Annotated in this window: 14 protein-coding genes and 1 tRNA gene; 5 read left to right on the top strand and 10 right to left on the bottom strand. The window is 70.7% G+C overall.

Annotated features, from left to right (window positions below):
* Nucleotides 1-63: 63 nt before the first annotated feature.
* The 4 genes from ehuA to ehuB are packed head-to-tail and all read right to left on the bottom strand — an operon-like array spanning nt 64 to nt 3,176.
* On the bottom strand, nt 64-894 hold the full coding sequence (ehuA, locus tag ACZ7M3_RS22620) for an ectoine/hydroxyectoine ABC transporter ATP-binding protein EhuA (protein ID WP_388398855.1): 831 nt from the start codon (nt 892-894) through the stop codon (nt 64-66).
* Nucleotides 884-1,534 carry an ectoine/hydroxyectoine ABC transporter permease subunit EhuD gene (gene ehuD, locus ACZ7M3_RS22615; RefSeq protein WP_060898408.1) on the bottom strand — a complete coding sequence of 217 codons (651 nt, stop codon included), beginning with the start codon at nt 1,532-1,534 and terminating at the stop codon, nt 884-886. Before ehuD ends, ehuA begins: the two co-directional genes overlap by 11 nt.
* Nucleotides 1,531-2,250 carry an ectoine/hydroxyectoine ABC transporter permease subunit EhuC gene (ehuC, locus tag ACZ7M3_RS22610; protein ID WP_388071579.1) on the bottom strand — a complete coding sequence of 240 codons (720 nt, stop codon included), beginning with the start codon at nt 2,248-2,250 and terminating at the stop codon, nt 1,531-1,533. The genes ehuD and ehuC overlap by 4 nt, the downstream gene beginning before the upstream one ends.
* Nucleotides 2,247-3,176 carry an ectoine/hydroxyectoine ABC transporter substrate-binding protein EhuB gene (gene ehuB, locus ACZ7M3_RS22605; RefSeq protein WP_472065450.1) on the bottom strand — a complete coding sequence of 310 codons (930 nt, stop codon included), beginning with the start codon at nt 3,174-3,176 and terminating at the stop codon, nt 2,247-2,249. Before ehuB ends, ehuC begins: the two co-directional genes overlap by 4 nt.
* A gap of 107 nt (nt 3,177-3,283) precedes the next feature.
* Here ehuB and ACZ7M3_RS22600 point away from each other — a divergent pair, with 107 nt between their 5' ends.
* Nucleotides 3,284-3,778 (top strand): DUF3830 family protein, encoded by a 495-nt coding sequence (locus tag ACZ7M3_RS22600; protein ID WP_472065449.1) that lies wholly within the window; start codon nt 3,284-3,286, stop codon nt 3,776-3,778.
* On the opposite strand, the gene ACZ7M3_RS22595 is transcribed toward ACZ7M3_RS22600, so the two are convergent.
* Together ACZ7M3_RS22595 and ACZ7M3_RS22590 are read right to left on the bottom strand one after the other, a co-directional pair.
* Nucleotides 3,759-5,174 carry an amidase gene (locus ACZ7M3_RS22595; RefSeq protein WP_472065448.1) on the bottom strand — a complete coding sequence of 472 codons (1,416 nt, stop codon included), beginning with the start codon at nt 5,172-5,174 and terminating at the stop codon, nt 3,759-3,761. The genes ACZ7M3_RS22600 and ACZ7M3_RS22595 overlap by 20 nt on opposite strands.
* A gap of 20 nt (nt 5,175-5,194) precedes the next feature.
* Nucleotides 5,195-6,118 (bottom strand): D-2-hydroxyacid dehydrogenase, encoded by a 924-nt coding sequence (locus ACZ7M3_RS22590; RefSeq protein WP_472065599.1) that lies wholly within the window; start codon nt 6,116-6,118, stop codon nt 5,195-5,197.
* Nucleotides 6,119-6,480: 362 nt separating this feature from the next.
* On the opposite strand from ACZ7M3_RS22590, the gene ACZ7M3_RS22585 reads away from it, so the two are divergent.
* The 3 genes from ACZ7M3_RS22585 (at nt 6,481) to ACZ7M3_RS22575 (ending at nt 9,454) form a co-directional block, all read left to right on the top strand.
* Nucleotides 6,481-7,263, top strand: coding sequence for a maleate cis-trans isomerase family protein (locus ACZ7M3_RS22585; RefSeq protein ID WP_351298626.1), 783 nt, complete (start codon nt 6,481-6,483; stop codon nt 7,261-7,263).
* A complete protein-coding gene (locus ACZ7M3_RS22580; protein WP_472065447.1) occupies nt 7,260-7,991 on the top strand; it encodes a maleate cis-trans isomerase family protein in 732 nt (243 codons plus the stop codon). The genes ACZ7M3_RS22585 and ACZ7M3_RS22580 overlap by 4 nt, the downstream gene beginning before the upstream one ends.
* 368 nt (nt 7,992-8,359) lie before the next feature.
* Entirely contained in the window at nt 8,360-9,454 is a 1,095-nt protein-coding gene (locus ACZ7M3_RS22575) for an LLM class flavin-dependent oxidoreductase (RefSeq protein WP_388521102.1), read from the top strand.
* 27 nt (nt 9,455-9,481) lie between these two features.
* Here ACZ7M3_RS22575 and ACZ7M3_RS22570 read toward each other — a convergent pair whose 3' ends face one another.
* Entirely contained in the window at nt 9,482-11,551 is a 2,070-nt protein-coding gene (locus tag ACZ7M3_RS22570; protein WP_472065446.1) for a putative bifunctional diguanylate cyclase/phosphodiesterase, read from the bottom strand.
* 557 nt (nt 11,552-12,108) lie between these two features.
* Here ACZ7M3_RS22570 and ACZ7M3_RS22565 point away from each other — a divergent pair.
* The gene (locus tag ACZ7M3_RS22565; protein ID WP_472065598.1) at nt 12,109-13,584 is read left to right on the top strand and encodes a M6 family metalloprotease domain-containing protein; all 1,476 of its coding nucleotides are present in this window, start codon (nt 12,109-12,111) and stop codon (nt 13,582-13,584) included.
* Nucleotides 13,585-13,653: 69 nt separating this feature from the next.
* On the opposite strand, the gene ACZ7M3_RS22560 is transcribed toward ACZ7M3_RS22565, so the two are convergent.
* The 3 genes from ACZ7M3_RS22560 to ACZ7M3_RS22550 form a co-directional block, all read right to left on the bottom strand.
* Nucleotides 13,654-13,727 (bottom strand) — tRNA-Lys (locus tag ACZ7M3_RS22560).
* On the bottom strand, nt 13,718-14,344 hold the full coding sequence (locus tag ACZ7M3_RS22555) for a bifunctional DNA primase/polymerase (RefSeq protein ID WP_472065445.1): 627 nt from the start codon (nt 14,342-14,344) through the stop codon (nt 13,718-13,720). The genes ACZ7M3_RS22560 and ACZ7M3_RS22555 overlap by 10 nt, the downstream gene beginning before the upstream one ends.
* Before the next feature lie 193 nt (nt 14,345-14,537).
* Nucleotides 14,538-14,921 carry a hypothetical protein gene (locus ACZ7M3_RS22550; protein WP_452967109.1) on the bottom strand — a complete coding sequence of 128 codons (384 nt, stop codon included), beginning with the start codon at nt 14,919-14,921 and terminating at the stop codon, nt 14,538-14,540.
* Nucleotides 14,922-15,043: the final 122 nt, after the last annotated feature.

Raw genomic sequence — 15,043 nt, 5'->3', positions numbered from 1 at the left:
CATGGCTCAGCGGGCATGCCACGTGGTCCGGACCTCGTACCTTGGCGCGTTCACTTTTTGTAGTCACAGGATCGCGCTGAGGAATTCCCGGGTCCTTTCGTGCGCCGGATCGGTGAAGATCCGGTCGGGTGAACCGGACTCGATGACATGGCCGGAATCGAACATCAGCACCTGGTCCGAGATGTCGCGGGCGAAATTCATCTCATGGGTCACACAGAGCATCGTGATGTCGGTGGTGTGGGCGATGTCCCGGAGGACGTCGAGGACGCCCGTGACCAGCTCGGGGTCGAGCGCGGACGTCACCTCGTCCAGAAGCAGCACCTGGGGCCGCATCGCCAGCGCCCGTGCGATCGCCACCCGCTGCTGCTGTCCGCCGGACAACTGACTCGGGTAGGCGTCGCACTTGTCCGCGAGGCCCACCATCTCCAGCAGCTCCCGGGCCCGCGCCTCGGCCTCGTCCGCGGACAGCCCGAGGACGGTGACCGGTGCCTCGGTGATGTTGCGGAGCACCTTCATGTTCGGGAAGAGGTTGAACTGCTGGAAGACCATCCCGATCTTCTTGCGGACCTCCCGGATCTGCTTCTCGGGGGCCGGGTGGAGCCGCTCACCGGCGACCGTGATCGTGCCCTCGTCGGGCTTGGCCAGGGTCATCAGCAGCCGCAGGATCGTCGTCTTGCCGGAGCCGGACGGGCCGATCAGCGTGACGTGCTTGCCGGAGTCGACACGGAAGTCGAGGCCGTCGAGGACGGTGTTGTCCCCGAAGCGCTTGGTGACCTTGTCGAAACGGATCAGCTCGCCGCCGTCCACCGGCGGATTGGCCGTGTGGCCGGCCTTTTCCGCAGGGGCCGTGTCTGCAGGGGTCGTGGACGTGTCGAGGGGGGTGTCAGCGGACAAGACGTCGCTCCAGGGCTCGCAGAAGGAGGGAAGCCGGATAGGAAATGAGGATGAAGGCCACGCCGATGACCGTGAGCGGCTCGGTGAACTGGAAGTGCTCCTGCGAGTACAGCCGCGCCTCACCGAGCATCTCCAGCACGGTGATCGCCATCAGCATCGGGGTGTCCTTGAGCATCGAGATGACGTAGTTGCCGAGCGCGGGCACCACCCGGCGGATCGCCTGAGGCAGGATCACCGCGGTCCAGGTGCGCCGCAGCGGCAGGTTGAGCGCCGTGGCCGCTTCCCACTGGCCGGCCGGCACGCCCTCGATACCGGCCCGGTAGACCTGCATCGTGTACGTCGAGTAGTGCAGCCCGATCGCGACGACACCGGTGGTCAGCGCGGAGAACGTGATGTTCCACTCGGGCAGCACGTAGAAGAGGAAGAACAGCTGCACCAGCAGCGGGGTGTTGCGGATGAACTCCGTGACGACCCCGACCGGCCAGCGCACCCAGCGGGTCGGCGTGCGCATCAGCAGCGCCCACACCAGGCCCAGGGCGAAGGAGATCACCGAGCCGAGGGCCAGCGCCTGCAGGGTGACCAGCAGTCCGTCCCAGAAGTGCGGCATGAAGTCGCGCACCGCGCCCCAGTCCCAGTTCACGCGGCACCTCCCGTCGCACCCACGCCGGTGGCTTCCGCGCGCCGCGGTGTGGTCCTGGCGGGCTGCGGCGCCTTGCCGATCCCGGCCTTCAGCCGCCGCTCCAGTGCCCGCATCAGCCGGGTGATCACGAAGGCGATCGCGAAGTAGATCAGCAGGACGTACGCGTAGATCTCCGCGCTCTGCTGGAGCGCGAGCCGCACGAGGTTGCCGCTGAACGTCAGATCGCCCATGCCCATGATCGACACCAGGGCCGTGCCCTTGAGCAGTTCGACCAGCAGGTTGCAGAAGGAGGGGATCATCTCGGGCACCGCCTGCGGCAGCAGGATCAGCCGCATCCGCTGCCAGGGCGTGAAGCTGAGCGCGATGCCGCCCTCGCGCTGGGCGGGGTCGACGGCGTTCAGGGCGCCGCGCACGATCTCACTGCCGTACGCCCCGTAGGTCAGGCCCAGCGCCAGCGTGCCCGCCCACATCGGGACGAGCTGCCAGCCGAAGGCGAGCGGCAGCACGAAGTACACCCAGAAGATCATGATCAGGGCGGAGGTGCCGCGGAACACCTCGGTGTAGAGGCCCGCGAGGAAGCGGACGATCCACCGCCGCGAGGTGCGCGCGACACCGACGGCGAACGAGACGGCCCCGGCCACCAGCGAGCTGAGGAACAGCAACTGGACGGTGACCCAGACACCTTTGAGTACGAGTTCCCAGAGTCCCGAGGTCATCCGCGGCAGAGCTCCTTCGCGGTCATGTCGGTCATCTCGGCCCGGGTGAACCCGAAGGGCCGCAGAATCCGGAACAACTCCCCGCTGGCCTTCAGCTTCTTCAGTTCCACGTTGAAGGCGTCGCGCAGCCGCGTCTCGGCGGAACGGAACGCGAAGCCGCCGCCGTCGACGTGCGGCTTGCCCTTCACCAGCGGTGTGAAGGGCTTCGTGCTCTCGGCCTTGCTGGACTTCTTCGCCACCTCGCGCGTGGTCAGCGCGGTCCCGGCGAAGACGTCGACACGGCCCGCCTCGACCGCGTTCAGCCCGGCGACCTGATCGGGCACGATCAGGATGTCGCTCTCCTTGTACCCGGCCTCGACGGCGTACTGGATCTCGGCGTACCCGGTGCCGGTCGCGAACCTGGCCTTCTTCGCCACGACGTCCTTGTAGTCGTGCAGGCCCTTTGGATTGCCCTTGCGCACGATGAAGGCGTCCAGCATCTGGTAGTCCGGGTCGGCGAAGACGACCTGCTGACAGCGTTCCGGGTTGATGTACATCCCCGCGGACACGACGTCGAACTGCTGCGAGTTGAGCCCGGGAATGAGCGAGCCGAACTCGGTCGGCACGGGTTGCACCCGGTCGACGCCCAGCCGCTTGAAGATCACCTTGGCGAGTTCGGGTGCCTCGCCGGTCAGTTCACCGTTCTTGTCGATGTAGCCGAACGGGATCTCACCGGCTATGCCCAGCCGTACGACGCCCTGCGCCTTGAGCCGGTCGAGGAGATCACCGCCGTTGGCGGACGCGGTGGCGACCCGGGTGCAGCCGGCGGCGCCCAGCGCGCCGACGGCACCGAGCGCGGAGACACCCGCGAGCAGCGACCGCCGACTCGGACTTCGTTTCGCCGCGTCGGTCCCGTCATTCCCGTCGTTCCTGAGTGGTGGAGCCATGGCCGCGCGGCTACCCGAGAGCATGCGAAGTATTCGGATCGATTTCGGCCCCGTAGGACGTCGAGTGATGTCGAGGCGCCCTTGACTCCGGGGAGACCATGGAATGCATGGCTGATCGATTCATCGAGGTCTCGCTGGTCAAGCGCGGAATCCACTGCACCGCGAAACTGCTCGACGACCGGGCGCCGGTCACCTGCGCGACGGTGTGGGACGCGCTTCCTTTGGGCGGCGACGTCTACCACGCGAAGTACGCACGCAATGAGATCTACGCCCTTTTCCCGCCTTTCGCGAAATCGGAGCCACCGCTGGAAAATCCGACAGTTACCCCCATTCCCGGAGACCTCTGTTATTTCGCCTTCGCGGGCACGGAACTGGGTACGAAGGCCTACGGCTACGACACCGACGTACGCCCCGGCACCACCGTCGTCGACCTCGCCCTCTTCTACGAACGCAACAACCTGCTGCTCAACGGGGACGTGGGCTGGGTCCCGGGCATCGTCTGGGGCCAGGTGACCGAGGGCCTGGAGGCGATGGCCGAGGCCTGCAACGACCTCTGGCGCTCGGGCGCCCAGGGGGAAACGCTCAGCTTCCGCAGGATGTGAGGCCCGGCGGTGCGATGCCCGCGACGCCCGCCTCGTACAGCGTGTGCGCCGTGCGCAGGACGAGGTCGTCACGGTGGCGGGCCGCGACGATCTGCAGGCCGACCGGAAGGCCGTCGCCGTCCGTGCCGACCGGGACGCTCGCGGCGGGCTGCTGGGTCATGTTGAAGGGGTACGTGAACGGGGTCCACCCCGTCCAGCGGCGGTGGCCGGAGCCCGGCGGCACCTCCACCCCCGCCGCGAACGCCGTCAGCGGCAGGGTCGGCGTCACCAGCACGTCGTACGACTCGTGGAAGCGTCCCATCCGCCGCCCGAGCTCCATCCGGACGTCCACAGCGGCCAGGTAGTCCAGCGCGCTGAACCGGGCGCCCCGCGCGCAGATCTCCCGCAGCCCCGGGTCCAGCGACTCCCGCTGCCGCGGCCCGAGCCGCTGGGCCACCCGGGCCGCACCGCCGAACCACAGGACGTGGAAGGCCTCCACCGGGTCCGTGAGATCGGGGTCCGCCTCGGTGACGTACGCGCCGAGCCCCGCGAGCCGCTCCACCGCCCGCCGCACCGCCGCCGCGACGGCCGGCTGGACCGCGACCTGCCCGCCGAGGGACGGCGAGTACGCGACCCGCAGCCCCCGCACCCCACCCCCAAGGGCCTCCACGAAGGACCCGTCCACCGGCCCGAGCGCCGACCAGTCACGGGGGTCCGGCCCGCTGATCACGTCCATCATCAGCGCCGCGTCGGCCGCGTCCCGTGCCATCGGCCCCACGTGCGAGAGCGTCCCGAACGCGCTCGCGGGGTACAGCGGCACCCTCCCGTACGTCGGCTTCAGACCGAAGATCCCGCAGAACGCGGCCGGGATGCGCACACTGCCGCCCCCGTCCGTGCCCAGCGCCAGCGGCCCCGCCCCGAGCGCGACGGCCGCCGCGCTGCCGCCGCTCGAGCCGCCCGCCGTGCGCGTGACGTCGTACGGATTGCGGGTGATCCCCGACAGCGGCGAATCCGTGACGCCCTTCCAGCCGAACTCGGGTGTCGTCGTCCTCCCGAGGAACACCGCCCCGTGCTCGCGCAGCCGGGCGACGGACGGCGCGTCCTCGTCCCAACGTCCCTGGGGATCAACGGTCTTGGAGCCGCGCAGGGTCGGTCCGCCGCGCAGCAGCAGGATGTCCTTGACGCAGACCGGTACCCCGTCCAGCAGCCCGACGGGCTCACCCCGCCGCCAGCGGTCCGCGGACTCGCTCGCCCGCGCGAGAGCCGCGTCCGCGTCGAGACGTACGAACGCGTTCACGGCCGGCTGGATCTCCACGGCCCTGCGCAACGCCGCCCGCGTGGCGTCCACGGGGCTGAACTCGCCCTTGCGGTAGCCGTCGAGGAGTTGTACCGCGGTCAGCTCGACGAGTTCCGACATCGGCCCCTCCAGAGGAAGTCTCAGTGCCCCGGTACGTATCCGCGCTTCTTGTCGACCACGTTCGGCAGCGGTCTGCCCGCCTCCCAGCGCTCGTACATCTCCACGAACTGCGCCCCGAGTTCGTCCCGCCAGCCGACCGTGTCCCCGCTCATGTGCGGCGACACGATCAGCCCGGGAACATCCCACAGCGGGCTGTCCGGGCCGAGCGGCTCGTCCTGGAAGACATCGAGGGCCGCGCCCGCGATCCACCGCTTCGACAGCGCCTCGGCGAGCGCGTCCTCGACGACCAACTGCCCCCGGCCGACGTTGATGAAGCGCGCCGAGGGCTGCATCATCCCGAAGCGCCGCGCGTCGAACATGCCGTACGTGGCCTCGGTGAGCGGCGCCGCCGACACCACCCAGTCGGCGCGCGCCATCAGCCGGTCGAGCTCCTCGGGCCCGTGGATCCCGGTGCGCGCGGTACGCCCCACCAGAGCCGTCGTCACCTCGAGCGCCTTGAGCGTCTTGACGATCGTCCGCCCGATCGGCCCGGAACCGACCACACACGCGCGTGTGCCCGCCACCCGCTGCGACTCCCGGTGCCGCCACTCCCGCTGCCGCTGAAGGTCCCACGTCCTCGGCAGGTCCTTGGCCATCGCGAGGACCAGCGCGGCGACGTACTCGGCGATCGGCCGGTCGAAGATCCCGCGCGCGTTGGTCACCACCGTGTCGGACGCGGCGAGCTCGGGGCACATGAGGTGGTCGACGCCCGCGCTCGCCGTGTGCACCCAGCGCGGCCGGGGCCCCTCGCCGGGCCAGGCGCGGCGCACCGCGTGCGAGGTGAAGTCCCAGACCAGCAGCACGTCCGCGCGCGGCAGCCGCTCGGCCAGCGTCGACTCGTCGGCGTGCTCGATCCGCGCCCGGCCGGTGAGTCTGCCGAGACGGGGGAGCGGCTCGGCGTCCAGGACGAGGAGGGTGGTGCGCGATCCGGCACCGGAACCGGAGGCCGGGGCCGACGCGGATACGGGGCGGGGCGGGCGAGGGAAACCGTTTCGCAATGCGAGTCCGCTTTCCTGAGAGTTCCGAGGAGTCCTGGGAGTCCTGGGAGTCCTGGGAGTCCTGAGGGTTCCGAAGAGTCCCGAAGGGTTTCGGAGGCTTCCTGAGTTCCTGAGTTCCTGAGAGGACGAACCTGCGGGGTGGGCGGGGGCGGCCGGAGTCGTCTGAGATGGGCGGATTGACCACGCTCGCACCCGAACCTACCTTCGTCAACACGGACGTACGCACGGTCCGTTGCCCCTTCGTCTCCCTTCGTGAGGCCGGTGCTGCCATGGACGTCTCCTTTCTCGGCGGCCCCCGCCCCCAGCGCGGGATCGGTGTCGTCGCCCCCTTCGACTTCGCCCTCGACCGCGAGCTGTGGCGCTGGGTCCCCGACGACGTCTCCCTGCATCTGACCCGCACCCCGTTCGTGCCGGTCGAGGTGAGCCTGGACCTGGCCCGCCTGGTCTCCGAGCACGAGACGCTCGGCGACGCGGTCCGCGCGCTGAACGCGGTCGCGCCCGAGGTCGTGGCGTACGCGTGCACCTCCGGCAGTTTCGTGGGCGGGGTCGCGGGCGAGCGGGCGATGTGCGAGGCGATGACGCGGGCGGGGGAGGTGGCGTCGCTGACCACCTCCGGCGCGCTGCTGGAGGCGCTCACCGAGCTGGCCGCCCACCGCATCACTCTCGTCACCCCCTACACGGTCTCGGTGACCCAGTCCCTGGAGGAGTACCTCGCCGAGGCGGGCGTCCATGTCACCGGGCGCGCCTTCATGGGTCTGACCAGGCACATCTGGAAAGTTCCGTACCGTGATGTGGTCGACATGGCCCGCCGTGCGGTGCGGGGCGAAGGGGCCGACGCCCTCTTCATCAGCTGCACCAACCTGCCGACGTACGACGTCATCCCCCAGCTGGAGGCGGAACTGCGCATACCGGTGATCTCGGCCAACCAGGTGACGATGTGGGCGGCACTGCGTCACCTGGGTACCCGGGCGGTGGGCCCCTATCAGCGGCTGATCGATCAGTCCGCCCGCGGGGGACCTGTACTGCCGGAAGAACAGGAAGGTTGGGCATGACCGCACTCGGATTCCTCTACCCGGGCCACTCGGCCGAGGACGACTACCCGCGCATCGAACAGCTCCTGGGCAGCGACGTCCGCCTCCAGCTGGTCCACACGGACATCGGGGAGGACGCCCACCGGGTCGACGCGCTGCGCGAGATGGGCTCGGTGGTCCGGCTCTCGGCGGGCGTCGAGGAGCTGCGGCTGTCCGGCGCGGAGGCCGTGGTCTGGGCGTGCACCAGCGGCAGCTTCGTGTACGGCTGGGAGGGCGCCCACGAGCAGGTACGCGCCCTGGCCCGGGCGGCCGGGCTGCCCGCCTCCTCCACGTCCTTCGCGTTCGCGCACGCCGTCCGGGAGGTCGGGGCCCGGAGGGTCGCGATCGCGGCGACCTATCCGCAGGACGTGGCGGACCTCTTCGCCGCGTTCCTTCGGGAGGCGGGGGTGGAGGTCGTGTCGAGCAGGGCCTCCGGGATCATCACGGCCGCGGAGGTCGGGACCTGGGGCGAGGCGGAGGTCCTCGAGCTCGCCCGGGCAGGCGACCACGCCGACGCGGACGCCGTCCTGCTCCCCGACACGGCCCTCCACACGGCGGCGCACCTTTCGGCCCTGGAGAAGGACCTCTCCAAGCCGGTCCTCACCGCCAACCAGGTCACGGTCTGGGAGGCCCTACGCCTCGCCGACCGCAAGGTGAACGCCCCCACCCTCGGCACCCTCTTCACAAAGGAGCCCATCATCCAGGTGTAACGCTCCCGGGAGTGCACTTCGTCTGCGGCTGGGTGGGGGCTGGTCGCGCAGTTCCCCGCGCCCCTGAGGGCGGGGCTTCGCCCCACATCCCCCGCCCGCCCGAAGTTCTTCGGCTGACGGCCGGTGGGGGCCGGTCGCGCAGTTCCCCGCGCCCCTGAAGGTCCCCGGCCCGCTTCTTTCAGCCTGTCCTGTCCGGCGTTTGAGGACGAGCCCTTCGGGCGATGTGGGGGTCCGGGGGCGGAGCCCCTGGGATGGGACGGGTAGGGGCGGCGGGGGCGAGGAACCCTTTCGGGTGCCGGGAATAAACGGGGACTGTCTCCTGTTGGCGGCGTGAGGACAGCAACACGTACGCAACAGGAGGCACCCCGGTGGACGACACGGACGAGATCCGAGGCACCGCGCAAGGCACCGCGCCCGTACCCCTCTCCGTACTGGACCTGGTCACCGTAGGCGCCGGCCGCACCGCGACCGACGCCCTGCGCACCAGCGTCGCCATCTCCCGCCTCGCAGAGTCCCGCGGCTTCCACCGCTACTGGGTCGCCGAACACCACTCCATGCCGGGCGTGGCCTCCTCCTCACCCGCGGTGATCCTCGCCCACCTCGCCGCCCACACGACCCGCATCCGCCTGGGCTCGGGCGGCGTCATGCTCCCGAACCACGCCCCCCTGGTGATCGCGGAGCAGTTCGGCACGCTGGAAGCCATGGCCCCGGGCCGAGTGGACCTGGGCCTGGGCCGAGCCCCCGGCACGGACGGCGCAACCGCCGCCGCCCTCCGCCGCACCGAGCGCCTCCACGAGGGCGCCGACGACTTCCCCGAGCAGCTCGCGGAGCTGACCCGCTTCCTGGACGACGACTTCCCGGCCGGTCACCCCTACGCCCGCATCCACGCGGTCCCGGGCCCTGTCCAGTCGACCTCCCCGGGCGGCATACAGTCCCCGCACCGCCCCCCGATCTGGCTCCTCGGCTCCTCCGGTTTCAGCGCCCGCCTGGCCGGCGTCCTCGGCCTCCCCTTCGCCTTCGCGCACCACTTCTCGGCCCAGAACACGATCCCGGCGCTGGACCTCTACCGCGAGTCCTTCCGGCCGAGCGCCGTGCTGGACGCCCCCTACGCCCTGATCGGCGTCTCCGCCCTCGCCACGGACGACGAGAAGGAGGCCCGCCGCCAGGTCAGGGCCGCGGCCCTGAACATGGTCCGGCTGCGCACCGGCCGCCCGGGTCTCGTCCCGACCCCCGAGGAGGCGGAGGCGTACGACTTCAGCCCGATGGAACGTGAGTTCGTCGACTCCTGGAACGCCAACGTCATCCACGGCACCGCGGACGAGGTCCGCGCCGGCCTCGACGACCTCCAGAAGCGCACCGGCGCCGACGAGCTGATGCTCACGGGCAACGCCCACGGCGGCGACGTACGCCTGCGCTCGTACGAACTGATCGCGGACGCGTACGGGCTGCCGAACGCGGACTAGCACCCGCTCGCCGTCACGAACTCGCTGTCAGGAACTCGCGGTCAAGAGGGCGGAGATACGATCCGGCGCCACCGGGCGGGAGTACAGCCAGCCCTGCCCGGTGTCGCAGCCGATCCCGCGCAGCCGGGTGGCCTGGGAGGCGGTCTCCACGCACTCGGCGGTGACCGTCAGGCCGAGCCGGTGGGCGAGTTGGATGAGGGCCTCGACGATGACCTCGTCCGCGGGGTTGGGATGGGCGCCGCCGACACCGCCGTCGGGCCCCTCGTACTGGAAGCCGCGCACGAAGGACCCGTCCAGCTTCAGGACGGAGACCGGCAGGCGGCTGAGGTAGGCGAGGTTGGAGTACCCGGTGCCGAAGTCGTCGATGGCGATGCGGACGCCCATGTCGCTGAGGGACTGAAGGGCCTGGAGGGGCCGCCCGGCCGAGCCCATCACCGCCGACTCCGTCAGCTCCAACTGGAGCAGATGCGGGGCGAGACCCGTCTCCGTGAGGATCTCCGCCACGTCCGCGACCAGGTCGGAGTCCCACACCTGCCGTACGGCGACGTTGACGCTGACGAAGATCGGCACCGCGTCGGGACGGTCCAGCTGCCAGCGGCGGGCCTGGCGGCAGGCCGTGGCCAGTACCCAACGGCCGAGCTGCACGATCGAACCGTCTTCCTCGGCCAATCCGATGAACCGATTCGGCGTCAGTGTGCCGAACTGCGGATGGTTCCAGCGGACCAATGCCTCGACCCCGCGCACCCCGCCGTCCGCCATGCCCACCAAGGGCTGGTACTCCAGGGCGAATTCGTTCCGGTCGATCGCCGCCCGGAGGGTGGAGGAGAGCGCCTGACGGGTCATCCGATGGGCGTTGCGCTCCGGGTCGAACAGCGTCCAGCGGCCCTTGCCGTCCGCCTTCGCCCAGTACAGCGTGGTGTCCGCGGCCTGCATCAGATGGGTCGCGCTCGTCCCGGCGGCGCGCCGCTCGACGACCCCGATCGACGCGGAGACCGACAGCCGCTGCCCGGAGAGGTCGAAGGGCGCCTGCAGTGACTTGAGGACGGACTCGGCGAGGTCCGCCAACTGGTCCGTCCCCGTCGAGTCCTCGACCAGCAGCGCGAACTCGTCGCCGCCCAGCCGGGCGACCAGGGGAGTGGCCCCCCGGGCGTAACCCGCCTCGTCGGCGCAGCGCGTCAGCCGTTCGGCGACGGCCGCGAGCAGCCGGTCGCCGACCCGGTGGCCGAGCGTGTCGTTGACCGCCTTGAACCCGTCCAGGTCCAGGTAGCAGAGCCCGATCCGGCCGGTGCCGCCCTCCTCGTACGCCTCCGCCTCCAGGGCGGAGGAGAGCCGCTCGAAGAACAGCGTGCGGTTGGGCAGTCGGGTCACCGGGTCGTGCATCTGCAAGTGCCGCAGCCGCGCCTGGAGTTCACGGCGGGCGCTGATGTCCGCGATGGACAGCAGTACCGCCTCCTCCTGTGCGGGCAGCGGAGCGACCGTCACCTGTACCCAGAGCGAGTGCCCGTCGGGGTGCTTGAGGCGGCGGGTGCAGCGCAGCCGGGCCTGCCGGCCACGCAGCACCTCGCGGTACGCGTGCCAGGTGCGGGCGTCGGAGGCCAGATCCACCAGATCGGCCGCGATCCGCCCCACGAGCGCGCCCGATCCGGTGCCGAGCAGCGCGCCGAGCGACTCGTTGGCGGTGACGACCAGACCCTCGCGGTCGACCACGGCCATCGGAAGGGGCGCGGCGCCGAAGGCGGCACGGAACGCACCGGGAGATGTCGAGGCCTCGGCGGGCGGGACGAGCGCCGCACCGGGGACGGACTCGGAAACCCCGGGCATGGACTCGGGCGCGTCGCAGATGGACCCGGGCGTGTCGAGGGGGGACTCAGGCGTGTCGAGGGTGTCGAGGGGTGTTTCCGCCGGGGCGTACGCGCCGGGAGAGGCCCCGGCGCAAGGGGATGCGTCGGGGGGTGAAACGGCGGGGACGGATGCGCTGGGAGGCACCTCGGCGTACGTACGAGGAGACGTACGCGGAGATGTGTCGTTGTGACGCTCTGTGACGGCCGACCGGGTGAGATCTGCCGTGGGCGTCGGCCCTTCGGACGTTCCGCTCACCGCTCGCTCCCGCAGTGCATTCGTTCTTCGTATGGGTCTCTCGGGTGGTCGGCCGGTGCTGGACGGCCGAACAAGCCGTGTCCGTGCAGGAAAGTGTGCCGATCATAGAGGCTGGTTCCGGAGCCTTCCAGCCACAGTCCAGTGTCCCGGAACAACCACCGGTTCTGACAGATCGTTTCTGCCTGCATCTGGACCGGTTCCTGCGCCTGGCGATCGCATGTGACGTTCCGTGAATGTTCGGGGTGTCGTTCGGGGTTGCGGCTGCTCATGGCCCCTCACTCTTCTGGTGCAGACAAACAGGGCGAAACATCACTAAGTAACCCAGGCTGGGTGCGGTGTCCCGAAAACCGCATCCGGAGGTCGACGTGCCGCGTCAGCGCCCCCCGAGGAGTCTCGCCCGAGAGGCTCGGCGGCGTCGAACCCGTGATGTTTCGCGGGTTCCTGACGTCCTGACGGTTCTTGGCGTGCAGCGGGTCCTCGCGCGTCCGGGCACGCTGCGGGCCTCCGTCGGTCAGGGCGCGCAGCGCTGGCGCAGCACCGCGGCCGTGTTCACCTCCATGACGGCGCTGGCCGCGACCTCCCTGATCACGGGTCCCGCGCTCGCCGAACCCCTCTTCTCCCCCTGTGCCCTGAGGCGGACCGAGGCCCACCACTCGGAGGGCCTGGACACCTGGAACGCCGACTATCCGCGCCCCACCCGCCCCCTCGACGCGGTGCTCGTCTATCTGTCCTTCCCGGACTCCCGGCCCCACACCACGCCCGCCGAACTGGCCGCCGACTACTTCCCGGCCACCAGCCAGTTCTTCGAGCGCGCCTCGTACGGCAGGTTCACGCTGCGCCCGCATCCGCAGCGCGACTGGATCCGGATGCCGCACGCCTCCACCTCGTACGCCATAAAGCGCGACTGGAACGCCGCGCGGCGCGGCGCCTATCTGCGTGACGCGGTCGCCGCGGCCGACCGGTGGGTCGACTTCTCCCGCTACGACATCGTCTATTTCGTGGCCGACCCGGACGCGCCGGGCGTCGACTCCGACGCGACGAAGGTCGTCAACCTCGACACCCCCATCGAAGCCGACGGCAAGGACATCCGCCGCGTCGTCACGGTCTTCGAGAAGCACCCGCCGGACCGCCTCGTCCTCGCCCATGAGACGGGGCACGTCTTCGACCTGCCCGACCTCTACCATCGCCCCACCGACGGCAAGGGCGACTGGGACACCTATGTCGGCGACTGGGACCTCATGGGCAGCCAGTTCGGCCTTGCCCCCGATCTGTTCGGCTGGCACAAGTGGAAACTGGGCTGGTTGGAAACACGTCAGGTGGCCTGTCTGCGGGAGCACGGGACCACGAGACTGACGTTGGAGCCGCTGGGGTCGGGTCCGGTGACGGGTGGCGCGGGGACGGCGGCATCGGGAGCGCCGGTTTCCGTCGCGAGCGTCGGCGCCCAGGCCGGTCCGGCACCGGCTCTGGGCTCCGGGGGGTCGACCTCGGACTCGGAGGGCTCCGCCTCGGGGTCCGGGGGGTTGGTTCCCGGTCCCGGGATGCCCGGCTCGGGCTCCGTCTCCGGGGGGTCCGCCCAGGGCTTCCGAGCGCGGGCCTCGGCCCTGCCTGCCCAGGCTCCGTCGGACTCGGCCCCGTCCCTGCCGGCCTCGCGGGCGGTCCTGCCCACCTCGGTCCCAGGGGCGCGCATCTTCGGTTCCGGTCGCGGTACGAAGTTGGCGGTGGTCCGTACGGGCCCCGACAGTGTGCTGGCCTTCGAGGCGCGCACCTCGACGGGCAACGACGGCGCCACCTGCACCCAGGGCGTCCTGATCTACCGCATCCGCAGCGAGGCCGACTCCGGCGGCGGCCCGGTCGAGGTCGTCGACGCCCACCCGCACTCCGAGTCCTGCTGGGGCGAATCGGTGTACCCGCCCCTGGCGGACGCGCCGGTCGGACTCGGGGAGAGTTTCACGGTCCCCGGCGAGAAGGCGCGTGTCGAGGTCGAGGACCGGACGGCGTCCGGGGCGTGGACGGTGAAGATCACGACAGGCTGATCTCCTCGCCCGCGCGGAGCCGGACACGCAAGAAGCCCCTCGCTTTCGCGAGGGGCTTCTCACCGTCTGTGCGCCGCCAGGGACTCGAACCCCGGACCCGCTGATTAAGAGTCAGCTGCTCTAACCAACTGAGCTAGCGGCGCCTGCTGACGTCGTAGACCTTAGCATCCTGATCGGCGGGAGGAAAAATCGATATCCGCACCGCGGCGGAGGCGGCCGTGCGGGCCGCCCGGACGGCCGCCCACACCAGGATCTCGGGCCCCGGAAGCCACGGATGCCGGGTGTCGGGGGCCACCAGCCAGCGGGACGTGAGGTGGGCGACGGGGCTCAGGGCGGGCACGGTCACGGCGTCGCCGACCCCGTGGCAGAGCAGCGGAGGAATGGCGTCGACGCGCCCGGATCCCCCCGACTCGCCCGCCTCCCACTCCAGGAGCGACGGCAGGCGCTGTGCGGTGCCCGGCACGCTGAACAGCAGCGTCCGCCCGCGGTGCACGGCCACCGGGCCCGAGCCCGGCCCCTCGTCCCACAGCCGGTCGAGCATCCGCCGACCGAGGACCGCGGGCACGTTGACGATGTCGAAGGCGGTGCCGCAGGGCAGGACGACCGGGGCGGTCGGGCGTTCCTCCCACAGGGTGAGGGTGCTGCGCGGATACGTTCCTGCCGAGGCGAGCCAGGCGGCTCCGTCCGGGGTGACGCCGCAGACGTCGAACCGGTCGGGCAACGGGGCGGCGGAGCTTGCCGGATTCCGTGTGCTGCTCATGGCTATGAGATCTACCGTCGGTAAGCACCCGGCCCCCGAGAGTTGCGAAAACTCGGGACAGAACGCCGGGGGAGGAGTACCTTGCCCCCGCGGCATATGCCAGGCCCTTAGGCCATCAGGGGCGCGGGGAGTTGCGCGACCGGCCCGGACGGCGGGGGCGAGAGAACCCCGCGACTACACCGAAACGACCGGCTCACGCATGGTCGCCCACCCCATGCCCAAGCCCCCGCCCGTCCCCTTCGGCCCCTCGCAACAGATCCCGCCCGAACTCGATCATCTTCTTCGCATAGTCCTCGGTCCACTCGGCCCGCTCGGCGATCGAAGCCGGCGTAAGCCGATCGAACCGCCGAGGATCGGCCAGCTGCGCGGCGGCGATCGCTTGGAACTCGACCGCCCGATCGGCCGCGGCGCGAAACGCGAGCGTCAGCTCCGTGGCCCGCGCCAGCAGCGCCCGAGGATCGTCGATCGACTCGAGATCGAAGAAGTGCTCCGGATCACCGGCCGCCTCCGCGGGCTCGAAGAGCAGGGGCGCGGGGCGTAGCCGCGGTTCGTTCCGACGCGGCGTGGGCTCCGCCATGTCTTCTCCTCCTCGTACGGTTCAGGGGCCCGCTTCGTGGGTGGGCCACCGTCCATTCTCCCCCGTCCGCGCAAGTAGGCCCGCGTGCGCGGACCCGTACAACCGTGCCAGCCGGACCCACG

This window comes from Streptomyces sp. NPDC111656 (assembly GCF_055656965.1).
The sequence above is the reverse complement of the archived record's forward strand: the minus strand, read 5'-3'. Positions and strand labels throughout refer to the sequence as shown.